Annotated in this window: 15 protein-coding genes; all 15 read left to right on the forward strand. The window is 44.4% G+C overall.

Annotation, left to right across the window (positions count from 1 at the left end):
- The first annotated feature begins 108 nt into the window (after positions 1 to 108).
- The 15 genes from rfbB (at position 109) to J9892_RS18810 (ending at position 15,530) form a co-directional block, all read left to right on the forward strand.
- Positions 109 to 1,209: a dTDP-glucose 4,6-dehydratase gene (gene rfbB, locus J9892_RS18740; protein WP_210538693.1), complete on the forward strand. Its 1,101-nt coding sequence runs from the start codon at positions 109 to 111 to the stop codon at positions 1,207 to 1,209.
- Positions 1,209 to 2,090, forward strand: a complete 882-nt coding sequence (gene rfbA, locus J9892_RS18745) for a glucose-1-phosphate thymidylyltransferase RfbA (protein WP_210538694.1) — start codon at positions 1,209 to 1,211, stop codon at positions 2,088 to 2,090. Before rfbB ends, rfbA begins: the two co-directional genes overlap by 1 nt.
- The gene (locus tag J9892_RS18750) at positions 2,087 to 3,199 is read left to right on the forward strand and encodes a DegT/DnrJ/EryC1/StrS family aminotransferase (protein ID WP_210538695.1); all 1,113 of its coding nucleotides are present in this window, start codon (positions 2,087 to 2,089) and stop codon (positions 3,197 to 3,199) included. The genes rfbA and J9892_RS18750 overlap by 4 nt, the downstream gene beginning before the upstream one ends.
- Positions 3,196 to 4,389, forward strand: coding sequence for an ATP-grasp domain-containing protein (locus J9892_RS18755; protein WP_210538696.1), 1,194 nt, complete (start codon positions 3,196 to 3,198; stop codon positions 4,387 to 4,389). The genes J9892_RS18750 and J9892_RS18755 overlap by 4 nt, the downstream gene beginning before the upstream one ends.
- A gap of 1 nt (position 4,390) precedes the next feature.
- Positions 4,391 to 4,798, forward strand: a complete 408-nt coding sequence (locus J9892_RS18760; protein WP_210538697.1) for a GNAT family N-acetyltransferase — start codon at positions 4,391 to 4,393, stop codon at positions 4,796 to 4,798.
- Between the two features lie 3 nt (positions 4,799 to 4,801).
- Positions 4,802 to 6,304, forward strand: a complete 1,503-nt coding sequence (locus J9892_RS18765; protein ID WP_210538698.1) for an oligosaccharide flippase family protein — start codon at positions 4,802 to 4,804, stop codon at positions 6,302 to 6,304.
- A complete protein-coding gene (locus tag J9892_RS18770; protein WP_210538699.1) occupies positions 6,301 to 7,158 on the forward strand; it encodes a glycosyltransferase family 2 protein in 858 nt (285 codons plus the stop codon). The genes J9892_RS18765 and J9892_RS18770 overlap by 4 nt, the downstream gene beginning before the upstream one ends.
- A 127-nt stretch (positions 7,159 to 7,285) precedes the next feature.
- Complete coding sequence (locus J9892_RS18775; RefSeq protein ID WP_210538700.1) at positions 7,286 to 8,350, forward strand: hypothetical protein; 1,065 nt, start codon at positions 7,286 to 7,288, stop codon at positions 8,348 to 8,350.
- A complete protein-coding gene (locus tag J9892_RS18780) occupies positions 8,337 to 9,371 on the forward strand; it encodes a polysaccharide biosynthesis protein (protein ID WP_210538701.1) in 1,035 nt (344 codons plus the stop codon). Before J9892_RS18775 ends, J9892_RS18780 begins: the two co-directional genes overlap by 14 nt.
- 3 nt (positions 9,372 to 9,374) lie before the next feature.
- On the forward strand, positions 9,375 to 10,493 hold the full coding sequence (locus J9892_RS18785) for an NAD-dependent epimerase/dehydratase family protein (protein WP_210538702.1): 1,119 nt from the start codon (positions 9,375 to 9,377) through the stop codon (positions 10,491 to 10,493).
- A gap of 54 nt (positions 10,494 to 10,547) precedes the next feature.
- Positions 10,548 to 11,690 carry a UDP-N-acetylglucosamine 2-epimerase (non-hydrolyzing) gene (gene wecB / locus J9892_RS18790; RefSeq protein WP_210538703.1) on the forward strand — a complete coding sequence of 381 codons (1,143 nt, stop codon included), beginning with the start codon at positions 10,548 to 10,550 and terminating at the stop codon, positions 11,688 to 11,690.
- A complete protein-coding gene (locus J9892_RS18795) occupies positions 11,690 to 12,829 on the forward strand; it encodes a glycosyltransferase (RefSeq protein ID WP_210538704.1) in 1,140 nt (379 codons plus the stop codon). Before wecB ends, J9892_RS18795 begins: the two co-directional genes overlap by 1 nt.
- A gap of 16 nt (positions 12,830 to 12,845) precedes the next feature.
- Complete coding sequence (gene tviB, locus J9892_RS18800) at positions 12,846 to 14,111, forward strand: Vi polysaccharide biosynthesis UDP-N-acetylglucosamine C-6 dehydrogenase TviB (protein ID WP_210538705.1); 1,266 nt, start codon at positions 12,846 to 12,848, stop codon at positions 14,109 to 14,111.
- Between the two features lie 40 nt (positions 14,112 to 14,151).
- Complete coding sequence (locus tag J9892_RS18805; protein WP_210538706.1) at positions 14,152 to 15,174, forward strand: NAD-dependent epimerase/dehydratase family protein; 1,023 nt, start codon at positions 14,152 to 14,154, stop codon at positions 15,172 to 15,174.
- Between the two features lie 35 nt (positions 15,175 to 15,209).
- Positions 15,210 to 15,530, forward strand: coding sequence for a hypothetical protein (locus tag J9892_RS18810; RefSeq protein ID WP_210538707.1), 321 nt, complete (start codon positions 15,210 to 15,212; stop codon positions 15,528 to 15,530).
- Positions 15,531 to 16,108: the final 578 nt, after the last annotated feature.

The following is a 16,108-nucleotide window of genomic DNA, read 5'->3' on the forward strand; positions in this document are numbered from 1 at the left end:
TGAGCGCAATCACTTTGTTCTATGAAGAAAAAGCCAGAGTGATACACAGCCGCAGAACCTAACTAAAAATCTTTCCTTTTTCATTAAATTGCAATCAGGAACCTTTCAATGAAGATCCTTGTCACCGGCGGTGCCGGTTTTATCGGCTCTGCGGTCGTTCGCCATATCATCCGCAATACCCAAGACGCCGTTATCAATCTCGACAAGCTTACCTATGCGGGGAATCTGGAGTCCCTGGCCGACGTGGCTGACAGTGAGCGTTATGTTTTCGAGCAGGTGGATATCTGCAACCGTGGTGAATTGGATCGGGTGTTTGCTCTGCATCAACCGGATGCCGTGATGCATTTGGCGGCCGAGAGCCATGTCGATCGTTCCATCACTGGCCCCGCTGACTTTATCGAAACCAATATCGTCGGCACCTATACGTTGCTGGAAGCGGCGCGCGCTTACTGGAACGAATTGAACGAGATACGCAAAGCGGCTTTCCGCTTCCACCACATCTCCACCGACGAGGTGTATGGCGATCTGCCCCATCCGGATGAGATCAGTGCCGGTCATCCCTTGTGGAATAAGCCACTGCCGCTCTTTACCGAAACCACTCCTTACGCCCCCAGCAGCCCCTATTCGGCCTCCAAGGCCTCCAGCGACCATCTGGTTCGCGCCTGGCGCCGAACTTACGGCTTGCCGACCCTGGTCACCAATTGCTCCAACAACTATGGCCCCTACCACTTCCCCGAGAAGCTGATCCCGCTGGTGATCCTCAACGCGCTGGATGGCAAGCCGCTGCCGGTTTATGGCAAGGGGGACCAGATCCGCGACTGGCTCTACGTAGAAGATCATGCTCGCGCGCTTTACAAGGTAGTGACCACTGGCGTTATCGGTGAGACCTACAACATCGGCGGTCACAACGAGAAGCAGAATCTGGAGGTGGTCCACACCATCTGCGATTTGCTCGACGAGATGGTCCCCAAGGCTGGTTCTTACCGCGATCAAATTACCTATGTGGCGGATCGTCCTGGCCACGATCGCCGCTATGCCATCGATGCCAGCAAGATGAGCAGTGAGCTTGCTTGGCAACCGCAAGAGACCTTCGAGTCCGGCATCCGCAAAACCGTACAGTGGTATCTGGATAACCAGCAGTGGGTCAACAATGTGAAGAGTGGGGCTTATCAGTCTTGGATAGCTCAGCAGTATGGGGAGAAGAAGTAATGAAAGGAATTATTCTGGCTGGCGGCTCAGGAACTCGTCTCTATCCGATTACTATGGGTGTTTCCAAGCAATTATTGCCCGTTTATGACAAACCTATGATCTATTACCCCCTGTCAGTATTGATGCTGGCTGGTATCAGGGAAATTTTGATTATCACCACCCCTGAAGATCAAGCAGCGTTTAAGCGCTTGCTGGGTGATGGCAACCAATTTGGAATAGCACTGAAATATGCAGTGCAACCTAGCCCCGATGGCTTGGCTCAAGCCTTTATTATTGGTGAAGACTTTATTCGTAACGATGCCGTATGTTTGGTGCTGGGTGATAATATTTTTTACGGCCAAAATTTCAGCGCCAAGTTGAAAAAAGCGGTTACCAAGGCCCAGATAGATGAGGCTGCCACCGTATTTGGTTATCAAGTTAAAGATCCCGAACGCTTCGGTGTAGTCGAATTTGATCAAGACCAAAAAGCCATCAGTATTGAAGAAAAACCAGCAAAAGCAAAGAGCCATTACGCCGTAACTGGGTTGTATTTTTACCCAAATGATGCGGTAAAGCAGGCCAAACAGGTTAAGCCTTCGCACCGTGGTGAACTGGAAATTACCACCTTAAATGAGATGTACCTTAACCAAGGTAACTTGCATGTGGAAATGCTCGGTCGTGGTTTTGCTTGGCTTGATACCGGAACCCATGAAAGCATGCTCGAAGCCGCACAATTTGTAGAAACTATTGAAAAACGCCAAGGCTACAAAGTCGCATGTCTAGAAGAGATTGCCTACAACAATGGGTGGATGAGCAAAGAACGGTTGCAACAAGCCGGTAAATTAATGAACAAAAACAGCTATGGCCAATATCTGTTAGCACTTGCAAACGGTGAAGTATGAGTAACAAACCCATTTATGTAACACAACCTTATTTACCTCCAATAGAAGAGTTTGTGCCGTATCTGGAGCAGATCTGGCAAAACAAAGTGTTGACTAATGGTGGCCCGATGCACCAGCAGTTAGAGAAAGAGCTTGCAGAATACTTGGGTGTAAATCAGGTGGTGCTGTTTAACAACGGCACCAATGCCCTGTTAACCGCACTGCAAGCGCTAGACTTAAGTGGTGAAGTGATCACAACACCGTATTCGTTTGTTGCGACTACTAACTCCTTGGTGTGGAACAACTTAACGCCGGTTTTTGTGGATATAGACCCAGTAACCCTGAATCTTGACCCAGCTAAAATCGAAGCCGCAATCACCGACAAAACCACCGCCATTATGCCTGTGCACTGCTATGGCAATAGCTGTGATGTACAGGCTATTCAGGCTATCGCTGACAAACATGGTTTGAAGGTATTGTACGATGCGGCTCATGCTTTTGGTGTGCAAGATGAAAGTGGCAGTATTCTTCTCCATGGTGATTTAAGTGTTCTCAGTTTTCACGCCACCAAGGTGTTTAGCACTTTTGAAGGCGGTGCCATCATCTGCCATGATGAAGCAACCAAACAACGCATTAACCGGCTTAAAAACTTCGGCATTATTGATGAAGTAACCATTAATGATGCTGGCATTAACGGTAAAATGAGTGAAGTAAACGCTGCCTTTGGCTTATTGCAACTCAAACACATTCAAACAGCATTAGCAGCCCGGCAGGCTGTCGACGAGTTTTACAGAGAACATTTAAACAATGTTCCTGGTATCAACATTCTGAGCAGCACCGCAGAAACCGTACGCAACTATTCGTACTTTCCGGTATTGGTGGCGGAAGAATACCCACTGAGCCGTGACGAATTATACGAAAAGCTTAAGCAAAACAATGTTTTTGCCCGTCGTTATTTTTACCCGCTAATCAGTCATTTCCCTATGTACTCCGGTTTAAGTTCGTCTAATGCAAAAAACCTGAGTGTGGCAGAGGATGCGACTAACAAAGTTTTATGCCTGCCAGTGCACGCAAGCCTGGCTGAAGAAGATTTGTACCATGTTGTACAAACCATTAAAGGTGAAAAATGAAAAAAATCCTGTTCCTGGGTGGCGCACCAACCCAAATACCACCACTGAAATATGCCCGTGAGCAAGGCCATTATGTAATTACTTGCGATTATTTGCCTGAGAATCCGGGTCATAAACTGGCAGATGAATACCACAATGTTTCGACCACCGACAAAGAAGCCGTGTTGAAACTGGCAGAGCAGCTGAAAATTGATGGCATTGTTGCTTATGCATCAGACCCAGCAGCGCCTACAGCAGCCTATGTAGCAGAAAAAATGGGTTTACCGGGTAATCCTTATAAGTCGGTAGAAATTTTAGCCAGAAAAGATTTGTTTCGTGCGTTCCTTGCTGAGAACGGCTTCAACGTCCCACGCTCACAATCATTTTATACATTGGACGAAGCTAAGGCATGGCTTGACGAAATCGGTGTGCCAGCATTCATAAAGCCGGTGGATTCTTCAGGCAGTAAAGGCGTTACTAATCTTAAGAATAAAGATCATTTGGCTGAAGCATTTCAGCATGCACTGCAATTTTCCAGAGAGAAGAAAGTAGTGGTTGAGGAAGCAATAGAGCGAGAAGGCTTCCAAGTCGACAGTGACGTTTTTATGTACGATGGTGATCTCAAATTCTGGATATGGGGAAACCAACATCAAGATAAGTTATGCAACGAGTTCGTACCATCAGCGATTAGTTATCCATCGGTTCTACCAGCCAATGTACAACTAGATGCCGCAAATGAAATATCTAGAATTTTAAAAAAATTAGATTTTAATCATGGCGCATTTAATGTTGAATTTCTCGTTGATGGAAATGGAAAACCATGGGTTTTAGAGATAGGCCCAAGAAATGGCGGGAATAAAATTCCAGAAGTAATCCGCTATTCGACCGGTGTTGATCTGATCAAATATACAGTCGATGCAGCCATTGGACTCGATTGCAGTAGCCTGAGTATGACGCCAAGCAAAGGCTATTGGTCAAGCTATATGCTTCATTCTCTGAAAGATGGTGTATTTAAAGAAGTTTACCTTTCAGATCGGGCGAAGAAGTACATAGTAGAACAAGATATCTATGTTAAACCCGGTGAAAAAGTATTTAAGTTCAGCGGATCGCACCATACGCTCGGAACTATGATTTTGCAGTATTCAACATTGGAAGAAATGATGGATATGCTTGATCATATGGAGAAAGATATTAAGGTTTTCGTCGAATAATATGAGTATACCTAATGATGTCCTTGAGTTAATTAATGCTGAGCAAGATTTACAAAATGGTCAGTTTTATCCTGATCACGAATACTTGGATAAAATTTCTCAAAGAGCTGAGCTTGTAATTCATCGGGCGGCTGGAAAGACTCTGGGTTTTGTGTTTTTTTATTGTAACGCTGAGTCTAAAGAATTTAGCTATATTACATTGATTGCTACCTCTAATGCTGCGCGTGGTCAGGGAATTGGATATTCGCTTGTTAATCAGGTTTTATTCTTGAGTAAGCAGCGTGGCTATAGAGCCTGTCGTTTGGAAGTTCGGAAATCAAATAAGCCTGCTTTGGCTTTTTATGAGCGTATGGGATTTCAGATAATTGAAGATCGAAATGACAGGTTTCTGATGTCTATGGCTGTTTAATCTATGGCTATGCGAAAAAACATCATCGCCAACTACGCCAGCCAACTTTACTCTGCCGGCATCGGTATTTTAATTCTGCCCCTTTACATAAAGTACATGGGTGCAGAAGCCTATGGCCTGGTAGGTTTTTTTTCCATGCTGCAGGCATGGTTTGCGCTGCTCGACTTAGGCTTAACGCCGACCATCGCACGTGAAACGGCTCGCTATCACGGTGGTTCGATGTCGGCCTTGCACTACCGACAGCTTTTCCGTGCACTCAGTACCATTTTTTTTGGTATAGCAGTCATTGGTGGTACGACTTTATGGCTATTAGCAGAACCCATTGCTTACAAATGGCTCCAGGTTGCAACCCTTAGCATGAATGCAGTTGTAGTGGCTGTTCAGATTATGGCCGTTAGTGTTGCTTTACGTTGGTTGGGTGGTTTGTACCGAGGTGTTATTACCGGTTCCGAACGCTTAGTGTGGTTGAGCGGCTTTAACGCCATCATCGCAACGCTGCGTTTTCCGGCTGCATTTGTCACCATGTGGCAGTATGACTTTACACCAACAGTATTTTTCTGGCACCAACTCGCGGTTGCTATTTTTGAAGTGCTTGGGCTATACCTGATGAGCAATAAGCTTAAACCCGCACTGGCTAAGAGTGAAGTTATCGGCTGGAATGTTCAGCCTGTTAAACCCGTGTTAAAATTTGCATTAACCATAGCGTTTACTTCATCGGTGTGGGTTTTGGTTACACAAACCGACAAGCTAGTTCTTTCCGGCATTTTACCTTTGGCAGAATACGGCTTCTTTACCCTGGCTGTGCTGGTTGCCAGTGGCATTATGATTCTGAGCGCTCCGGTAAGCACCGTTATTATGCCCCGTATGGCCAGACTCCATGCTGAAGGCAAGCACGATGAGATGATTCAGGTCTACCGCAATGCAACGCAGTTAGTGAGTGTGGTTGCGGGTTCTGCCTCGCTTACCATCGCATTTTTTGCCGAGCCGTTGCTCTACGCATGGACGGGCGATAAAGAAATCGCGAGTAATGCCGCCCCGATCCTCACGCTTTATGCTCTTGGTAATGGCGTATTGGCTGTATCCGCATTTCCATATTACCTGCAATATGCATTAGGGAACTTACGCTACCACCTGATAGGAAATCTGGTAACTGTAGTCACGCTTATCCCGGCTATCATCTGGGCTGCATCAGAATATGGTGGTGTAGGTGCAGGCTGGGCGTGGTTGGGTATTAATAGTTTGTACTTAATACTTTGGGTTGGGTATGTGCATCATAAATTACAGCCTGGTGTGCATGTCGGGTGGTTAGTGAAAGATATTTTAGGCATTTATGCGCCAGTCATACTGCTTCTATTTCTGGTGAGTACTTATATGAGTTATCAAATACGGCTAGAAGCATTCTTTGCCGTGGTTGTGTTTTCATTTTTAGCCATTTTCGTTGCCACGGTTTCATCTTCAGTAGCCCGCAAAGTGCTTAATAAAAAATTATTTGGCGTTAAATCATGAGTTCAGAAGTTAAAGTATCGGTATGCGGTTTGCGTAGTGAAAGTCAAATAATGTCTGGTTGGCTCGGTGATATTAAACGGCCAGTAGTGACGATTATCTGTACTGCATACAATCATGAACTTTATATTGAGGGTGCTATCGTTGGTTTTTTAATGCAAGAAACTAACTTTCCATTTGAGATTATTATTCATGATGATGCCTCAGCGGATAATACAGCTGTAATAATCGGCGAGTATGCAAAAAAATATCCAAATATAATAAAGCCAATTCTACAAAGCGAGAATCAGTTTAGCCGTCTGGGTATGCAGATGGTAATTGATCTTTGTAATAGCTGCTCTGGTGATTATGTCGCAATCTGTGAGGGTGATGATTATTGGATATCATCAAATAAGCTTCAAAAACAGTATGATTTATTGGAAGCCGATGAATCATTGTCAATCTGCATTCATAATGCGCTGAGAAAAAACCTGTATACTGGTGAGGAAAATAAGTTTAACGACAAAAATATTCCTAAGCGTTTGTCTTCTGTTGATGTCGTTGGGCGTGCTTGGTTTTCTCCTACCGCTAGTTTTTTCTTTAGGAAAACTAATATACCGATAATACCACCAGGTATTAATGGTGATTTATTCATATTGTTTGAATGTTCAAAGATTGGAGCTGTTGGCTATCTAGATGAGTTGTGGTCAGTTTATCGCTTTGGCACTGAGGGAAGTTTATCAAATTCAAGCAATCAATCTATGTTGTATAGAAAAAAGATACGATTTCTTTTATATGCTGCGAGGCGCAAAGTAAGTGTAAGTTTAATCGCATTCTATGGCATACTTAAAAGTCTCATTGCAATGTTGGTGAAGTGATATGCGTTATTTTAATATTTTGTTGTTATATTTTTTTATCTTTCAGCCGTTGATTTTTTCACGGCATGTTTATGTTGTATTATTTTCTCTGTTCTCGATTGCAGTTTTTATTTCCGCAAGGCGGAATGTGCTGAAGCAATTTCGATTGGAAATTTTACTTGCTTTCCCAATATTGATTTATCCGATTTTTTTGGATGTTTATTACTCAGGTTTGGTTTATTCTGATAGGTTTATTTATTGGTTTATTCAGTCAATAATTTTCTCAATTTTTATGGTTGTGTATTATGCTAGATTGAAAAACGATTTATTGGAAGATGTTGTTCTTGTCACATTTATTGCAGCAATTATAACTTTGATGTCCTTCACAATAAAACCTTTCGAGGTTTTTGTGACATCTATTCAAACCGATCCGGTTTTTGAGATATATTCGGATTTTGAACACCGTTATAGGGCGCATGGGTTTTCTCAGCACCTGAATTTTAGTTACGGTGTTCTTATGGGATTTATGGCTGGTGTTTGTTTATTCTTGGGGCGTATAAGGATGTGGTATTATCTGTTAATACCTTTCATGTTATTTGCCTCATTCGTAAATGCACGTACAGGTGTGATTATTTTTGTCATATTCCTTCTGTTATATATGTTTTCTCTTTTGAGAACTGTTAGGGGGTCGATTGTTTTATCTATTCTGGTTGTATTTTCATTGGTTTTATTCGTTGTTCTTTATTCAGTGAATTCTGATATTTTTAATAGTTGGTATTTTGCAGTATTTAAAGATTTTTTCTCTTTTTTTAGTGGTGCGGGTGAAGGCACACTGTCGGTGATTTTCGGTGATTTTATGATATTTCCTGATGATGTCTTGGGGTTGCTTTTGGGTACTGGTGAGTCAATATATTTAAGATCATTTGGAAATTCTGATGTTGGTTTCATATTGCAGGTATATTATGCTGGATTGCTATTTACTATTTACTTGTATTTATATATGTTTTTTTGTTATTGGCGAGTCGGGGCTAAGGTCGGTTATCTTGGGTGGTTCCCATTAATGTTTTTAATGACTTTCTTTCTTATGAACACTAAAGGGTTCTTTTTTGCTGGTGTGCCAGGCGTTAAAGTTCTATTTTTGCTTTATGCATATTTTATTACAAGTGTGCGACTTTATGTGAATCCTACTTGGAGAAGTTATGTTTCAAAATAAAAAATTACTTATTACCGGCGGCACCGGTTCTTTCGGCAATGCCGTTCTTAAAGGCTTTCTGGATACCGATATTGCCGAAATCCGTATTTTCAGCCGCGACGAAAAGAAGCAGGATGATATGCGTAAAAAATACGCGAATCCTAAGCTTAAGTTCTACATTGGCGATGTGCGCGACTATCAGGCGGTGCTGAACGCCACCCGTGGTGTCGATTACATTTTTCACGCAGCGGCATTAAAACAAGTGCCATCCTGTGAGTTTCACCCGATGGAAGCGGTTAAAACCAATGTGTTGGGCACTGAAAACGTGCTGGAAGCCGCTATTCAGAACGAAGTGAAGCGTGTGGTGTGTTTAAGCACCGATAAAGCGGTTTACCCCATTAATGCCATGGGTATTTCCAAAGCCATGATGGAAAAGGTAATGGTGGCCAAATCGCGTAACGTAGACCCCACCAAAACCGTTATTTGTGGAACCCGTTACGGTAACGTAATGGCATCCCGTGGTTCGGTTATTCCGCTGTTTGTCGACCAAATGCGTGCTAATAAACCGCTGACCATTACCGACCCGAACATGACGCGCTTCATGATGACGCTGGCCGACGCCGTAGACCTGGTGTTGTACGCCTTCGAGCACGGCAATAACGGCGATATGTTTGTGCAAAAAGCCCCGGCGGCTACGGTGGAGGTGTTGGCACAGGCGTTGTCTGATCTGCTCGGCAAGCCGGGTTACCCCATTATTGTTATCGGTACCCGTCACGGCGAAAAGCTGTACGAGGCCTTGTTAAGCCGTGAAGAAATGGTTTGCGCTGAAGACCAGGGCGGCTACTACCGTGTTCCGCCAGATCTGCGCGATCTGAACTACGGCAAGTTTGTGGAGCAGGGTGAGCAGGAAATCTCTCAGGCGGAAGACTACAACTCGCACAATACCCAGCGCCTGGATGTGGCAGGCATGCAGCAACTGCTGTTAAAGCTGGAGTTCATTCGTGAACTGCGTGATGGCCGTTACGTAAACCCCGAGGAGTAAGCCATGCGTGTATTGGTAACCGGTGCCAACGGCTTTATTGGTAAAAACCTGTTGGTGCACCTGGCGGAACGTAAAGACATTGAGGCTGTGTGTTTTACCCGCGAACATTCAGCGGCAGACTTGCCGGCCATGTTGCATGGTGTGCAGTTTGTATTTCACCTGGCCGGTATTAACCGCCCGCACGACCCGGCAGAGTTTACCACCGGGAATGCGGGTTTAAGCCAGCAGTTGGCCGATGCCATGTTGGCAACGGGTTGCAAAGCCCCGGTTGTGTATACCTCTTCCATTCAGGCCGAGCTTGATAACCCTTACGGTGTGTCTAAGCGTGCGGCGGAAGATGCTTTGCTGGCACTGCGCGAGCAGGGTGTGCCTGTTTCGGTTTTCCGCTTGCCGAATGTGTTTGGCAAGTGGGCCAAACCGAACTACAACTCTGCCGTAGCCACCTTTTGCCATAACATTGTGAATGACTTACCCATTCAAATTAACGACCCTGCGGCGGTAGTTAATTTGGTGTACGTCGATGATGTGATTGAGCATTTTCTGGCATTGCTGGATGCTAAGCGCACTGGCGATGCGTTTGAAACCGTACAGCCAGTGTACCAAATAACCGTGGGTGAACTGGCCGATCAGTTGTATCGCTTCCGCGATAGCCGCCAAAGTTTAATTACCGAGCGCGTGGGTACTGGGTTGGTGCGTGCCTTGTATTCCACCTACCTCAGCTATGTGCCGAAAGAGCGCTTTACCTATGAGGTGCCCAAATACGGTGACCCGCGTGGTGTATTTGTAGAAATGCTGAAAACACCGGATGCTGGCCAGTTTTCTTACTTCACAGCGCACCCCGGTATTACCCGTGGCGGACATTACCACCACACCAAAACCGAGAAGTTTTTGGTGATTAAAGGCAAGGCCAGCTTTAAGTTCCGCCACATGCACACTGGTGAGTTTTACGAGCTGGAAACCACCGGCGAAAAACCGGAAATTGTGGAAACCATGCCAGGCTGGACACACGACATTACCAATATTGGTGATGATGAAATGATTGTTATGCTGTGGGCGAATGAAATTTTTGATCGGGAAAAGCCGGACACCTACGCTTGCCCGTTAACGCCTGTGGCTCAGTGAAACGCCTGTGCTGAGTATAACGCCTGTGGCTGATAAATAGTTGGGTACTTTGTTATGACAACCGCTGTTAAAAAATTAAAAGTAATGACCGTGGTGGGAACCCGCCCGGAAATTATCCGTTTGTCGCGCGTAATGGCTAAACTGGATGAACACTGCGAACACATTCTGGTGCATACCGGCCAGAACTATGATTACGAACTGAATGAAATTTTCTTTCAGGATTTAGGCGTCCGTAAGCCAGACCACTTTTTAAGTGCTGCCGGCAGCACCGGTGCAGAAACGATTGGTAATGTAATTATTAAGGTTGACCAGGTACTGGCCGAGGTAAAACCCGAAGCGGTACTGGTGTTGGGCGATACCAACAGCTGTATGGCCGTATTGCCAGCCAAGCGCCGTAAGATTCCGACCTTCCACATGGAAGCCGGTAACCGTTGTTTTGATATGCGTGTGCCGGAAGAGATCAACCGCCGTATTGTTGACCATACCGCCGATATCAACATGAGTTACAGCACCATTGCGCGGGATTATCTGGTGGCGGAAGGGTTACCGCCGGATCGCATTATTAAAACCGGCAGTCCGATGTTTGAGGTGCTGAATTACTACCGTGAAGGTATTGAAGCCTCTACTGTGTTGGAACGGCTGAACCTGAAAGAAGGCCAGTTCTTTGTGGTGAGTGCGCACCGTGAAGAAAACGTCGATTCCGACAAAAACTTTATGAAACTGGTGGATGTACTGAACACCGTTGCTGCGCTTTACAATTTGCCGGTGATTGTTTCTACCCACCCGCGTACCCAAAAGCGCGTTGATGTCATGGGTGTTACCTTCCACCCGAACGTGCAACTGCTGAAACCGCTGGGCTTTAAAGACTACAATAAGCTGCAGTTAAGCGCGAAAGCGGTATTATCGGATAGCGGCACCATCAACGAAGAATCGTCCATTCTTAACTTCCCGGCCCTGAATATTCGTGAAGCCCATGAGCGCCCGGAAGGTATGGAAGAAGCGGCTGCTATGATGGCCGGCCTGGAAGTGGAGCGTGTAATGCAAGGCCTGGCCATTCTGGAAACGCAAGCCCGTGGCGAGCAGCGTGATTTGCGGTTAGTGGCTGATTACAGTATGCCGAATGTAGCCGACAAGGTGGTGCGCATTATTCATAGCTACCGTGATTATGTGATGCGAACGGTTTGGAAACAATTTTAATGAGTAATACTATTGTTTATGTCGGCCCCTACTCGTTTCCAAATGGTGGTGCAGCTGCTAGACGTATACTTGGGGTTTGTTTAGCAATCAGAGATGCAGGATTTGATGTGGTTGTTGCTACTGGCCAAATGGAGTCAGAATATAATCATAAGGAATTTAAAGGAATCCCAGTTATCTCTTTAAACGAACGGAAGCACGAGAAACTGCCTAAACTGCTGAAGCATTTTATGTATCTTAAAATGGGCAGTGAAACTGTAAGCTGGCTTGATTCACTACAGGACAAACCAAAAGCTGTTGTTTTATACAGTGGCTACTCGCCTTATTTGATACGTGTAGGAAACTGGTGCAAAAAAAATAATGTTCGATTTGTTTTTGATGCGGTTGAATGGTACGAGGCACCAAGTATAATCAGTAGTTTTGTATCTCCTTATTATCTTAACATTTCGCTGGCTATGTATTTCTTGTTACCTAGACTTGGTAATTTGATCTGTATTAGCTCTTTCTTGGAAAAATATTATACTGAGAGAGGGTGTCAAGTGATTAAAATCCCTCCAGTGTTAGATTCAAATGAGGTTCAGCCTCAGTCTGTATTAGGTAATCCTGTAATTAAAATTTCATATACTGGAAATCCTGGTAAGAAGGATCTGCTAGAGTATGTTATAAGGGCTGTTTCCGAAATTAACTCTGAAGGTCACTTAGTTGAGCTTCATCTTGCGGGTGATTGTGATGCTGTGATTGATAAGTGTTCAGGATATGATTTGAGTTGTGTGAGATATCACGGTTTTCTTTCGCATGAAGATACTCTTTCTCTGGTGAGGGCGTCAGATTATACTGTGCTATTTAGACCATATCAGCGCTCTTCAGAGGCGGGCTTTTCGACTAAATTTGTAGAAAGCATTTCATTGGGTACGCCTGTGTTAGGCAATATAACCAGCGATCTTGCTGAGCATTTACTAGATGGTATTACCGGCTTTATTAGCCCATCTTTGGATTGTGAAGATATAAAAAATACCCTTCTTAAGGCTGTTGTTCTTGATAGTGATATTCGAAAAAAAATGCGTGAAAATTGCGTTGTGCATGCAAAAGATAATTTCGACTATAGAAATCATGTAGACGCAGTTAGATTATTTTTTAGTTGATATTACAGGATTATGTATGAAGTTTAGTTTAGCTATTATAGGTCTTGGCTATGTTGGACTGCCATTGGCAGTAGAATTCGGCAAAAAATATCCGGTTGTGGGCTTTGATATCAACACTGCTCGTCTAGCCGAGTTAAGCTCTGGTCATGACAGCACTTTGGAAGTAGATGATCGTGAGCTCTCAGAGGCGCAACACCTATCTTTTAGCAGCTCGCTTGATGACTTAAAGGCTTGTAATATTTTCATTGTTACCGTGCCAACGCCTATTAATGAACACAAACAGCCTGACCTTACTCCGCTGATTAAAGCCAGTGAAACCATTGGTAAAGTGCTCAAGCAAGGCGACATCGTTATTTATGAATCGACTGTTTACCCCGGCGCAACCGAGGAAGATTGTGTACCTGTTCTGGAACGAGTGTCTGGCTTAACCTTTAACAAAGATTTCTTCTGTGGTTACAGCCCAGAGCGTATTAACCCCGGCGACAAAGAACACCGGGTTACTACCATTCTGAAAGTAACCTCTGGTTCTACACCAGAAGTAGCAGAAACAGTCGATCAGCTGTATCGCTCGATCATTACTGCTGGTACGCACAAAGCCAGTTCCATTAAAGTTGCCGAAGCAGCTAAGGTGATTGAAAATACTCAGCGTGATGTGAACATTGGCCTGATCAACGAATTAGCACTTATTTTCAACAAGCTGGGTATCGATACCGAAGAAGTGCTGAAAGCTGCTGGCACTAAATGGAATTTCTTACCTTTCCGCCCTGGCTTGGTGGGTGGTCATTGCATTGGCGTAGACCCTTATTACCTTACCCATAAGGCCCAATCGGTTGGTTATCACCCCGAAATTATTCTGGCAGGCCGTCGCTTGAATGATGGTATGGGTGCCTATGTTGCCAGCCAGCTGGTGAAGGCGATGCTGAAAAAGCGCATTCACGTTGAAGGCTCGCGTGTGCTGGTGTTGGGATTAACCTTTAAAGAAAATTGCCCCGATCTGCGCAATACCAAGGTGGTTGATATTATTGCCGAACTACAAGATTACGGTGTTAATGTCGATTGCTACGACCCATGGATTAACGCCGCAGAAGCCCAACATGAATACGGTATTACACCGGTTTCTGAACCTGCTATCGGTGCTTATGACGGTATTGTGTTGGCCGTAGCGCATAAAGAGTTTGCAGCAATGGGTGCTGAAAAAATCCGTGCTTTGGGTAAGCCAGCGCATGTGTTGTACGACCTTAAGTATGTGCTGCCAACTTCAGCAGCCGATTTACGTTTGTAATAGTTTTACGTTTGAAATACTAAGGGAGCGTATTAATACAATGACTGTTTATAGTGAATTACTGAAAACATTGCCAACCCAGCCTAAAGTTTGGCTGATTACGGGTGTTGCTGGTTTTATTGGTTCTAATTTATTAGAGCATCTACTGACGTTGAATCAGACGGTGGTTGGGTTAGATAACTTCGCCACCGGCCATCAGCATAATCTGGATGAAGTAAAGGGCTTGGTGACCGCGGAGCAATGGGCTGGTTTTACCTTTATTGAAGGTGATATCCGCAATCTCGATGATTGCCACAAGGCATCTGCAGGGGTGGACTACGTTCTGCATCAGGCGGCATTAGGCTCTGTACCACGCTCCATTAATGACCCTATCACCACTAACGCCACCAATATCAGTGGCTTTTTGAATATGCTGGTTGCGGCGCGGGATGCTGGTGTAAAAAGCTTTACTTACGCAGCCAGTAGCTCGACTTATGGTGACCACCCAGCGTTACCGAAAGTTGAAGAGCATATCGGTAAACCATTGTCGCCATATGCGGTAACCAAATATGTAAACGAGCTGTATGCCGATGTATTTGCCAAAACCTATGGCTTTAAAACCATTGGTTTACGGTATTTTAATGTGTTTGGTAAACGCCAGGATCCTAACGGCGCTTATGCGGCGGTTATACCCAAGTGGGCAGCCTCTATGCTGTTGGGTGATGATGTTTTCATTAATGGTGATGGTGAAACCAGCCGTGATTTCTGCTTCATCGAAAATGCCGTACAAGCTAACTTGTTAGCAGCAACAGCAGCTGAAGAAGCCAAAAACGAAGTGTACAACGTCGCAGTGGGCGACCGTACCACGTTGAATGATTTGTACCGTGCATTGCAGGCCGCTTTGTCTCAGAACGGTAAACCCTATGAGAAAGCTGCGGTTTATCGCGATTTTCGTGCTGGTGATGTTCGTCATTCACAGGCAGATATTGGTAAGGCGGCCAGTAAATTAGGCTACGCGCCGGAATATCGCATTATGGAAGGTATTGCCAAAGCTATGCCTTGGTATATTGAGAATGTGGGCTAGTAGCTAGAGTTTCTAAAGTTAAAGCATTTTATCCAATGATTACAGGTTTGGGTTATGCTTTTCAAGAGGATTGTGTTAGAAAGCGTATCCTTAATAAACTCGTAAAAGCTCTATATCGTTTTGCGCTGAGAAAAGCGGATAAAGTTATCTTCCAGAATAAAGATGACTTAGCTGTTTTTGTAGATAACAAATGGGTTAGTAAAGAAAAATATATGGTTGTTAACGCTTCTGGTGTTGTTCTAAGACACTATGAAAGAGCGCCGCTTTCCGATAAGGCAGTTTTCCGTCTTATTGCCCGTTTACTCGGAGCTAAAGGTATTCGCGAATATATATTTGCAGCCGAGCAGGTGTCCTAATGCCGAGTTTCACTTGGTGGGGCTAGAGGATCCGCCAACATTCGGTATTTCAGCATCTGATATGACCCTTAAGCTTGATGCAGCGAAGTATCTCTTAAAGAATATAGTATTTTGTCTTACTAGGATGATATGCCAAGAACAGCAATTCAGGAGGTGTAGCGCCGACAACTGGTTTTCGAATTCAGTTCTTCACATTATTGTTTTTTTGCTAACCAGTGTAATTTTAATCGTGGTTATTATGATCTTAATGTAATAAGGATTAATTATTTAAAATGAAAGTTGCTGCACGTTGACAAGTTAGAGGAAGTTTGGCCTATTTGTAAAAATTTGGTATTTTATTATTCTAGAGCGAGTGGTAATTAAATATTCCTGCTCTCGCCTTAGCTTTATTTAAATAGATATATGTTTTTTCCGATAGCAGCACCTTTTGTTAGGGAAGGTGCGAACAAGTCCCTGATATGAGATCATGTTTGTCATCTGGAGCCATGGAGCAGGGTTCATCATGAGTCATCAACTTACCTTCGCCGACAGTGAATTCAGCAGTAAGCACCGTCAGACCAGAAAAGAGATTTTCTTGT

It is taken from the genome of Aeromonas sp. Prich7-2, assembly GCF_017939255.1.
In the GTDB taxonomy this organism is placed as follows: domain Bacteria; phylum Pseudomonadota; class Gammaproteobacteria; order Enterobacterales; family Aeromonadaceae; genus Aeromonas; species Aeromonas caviae.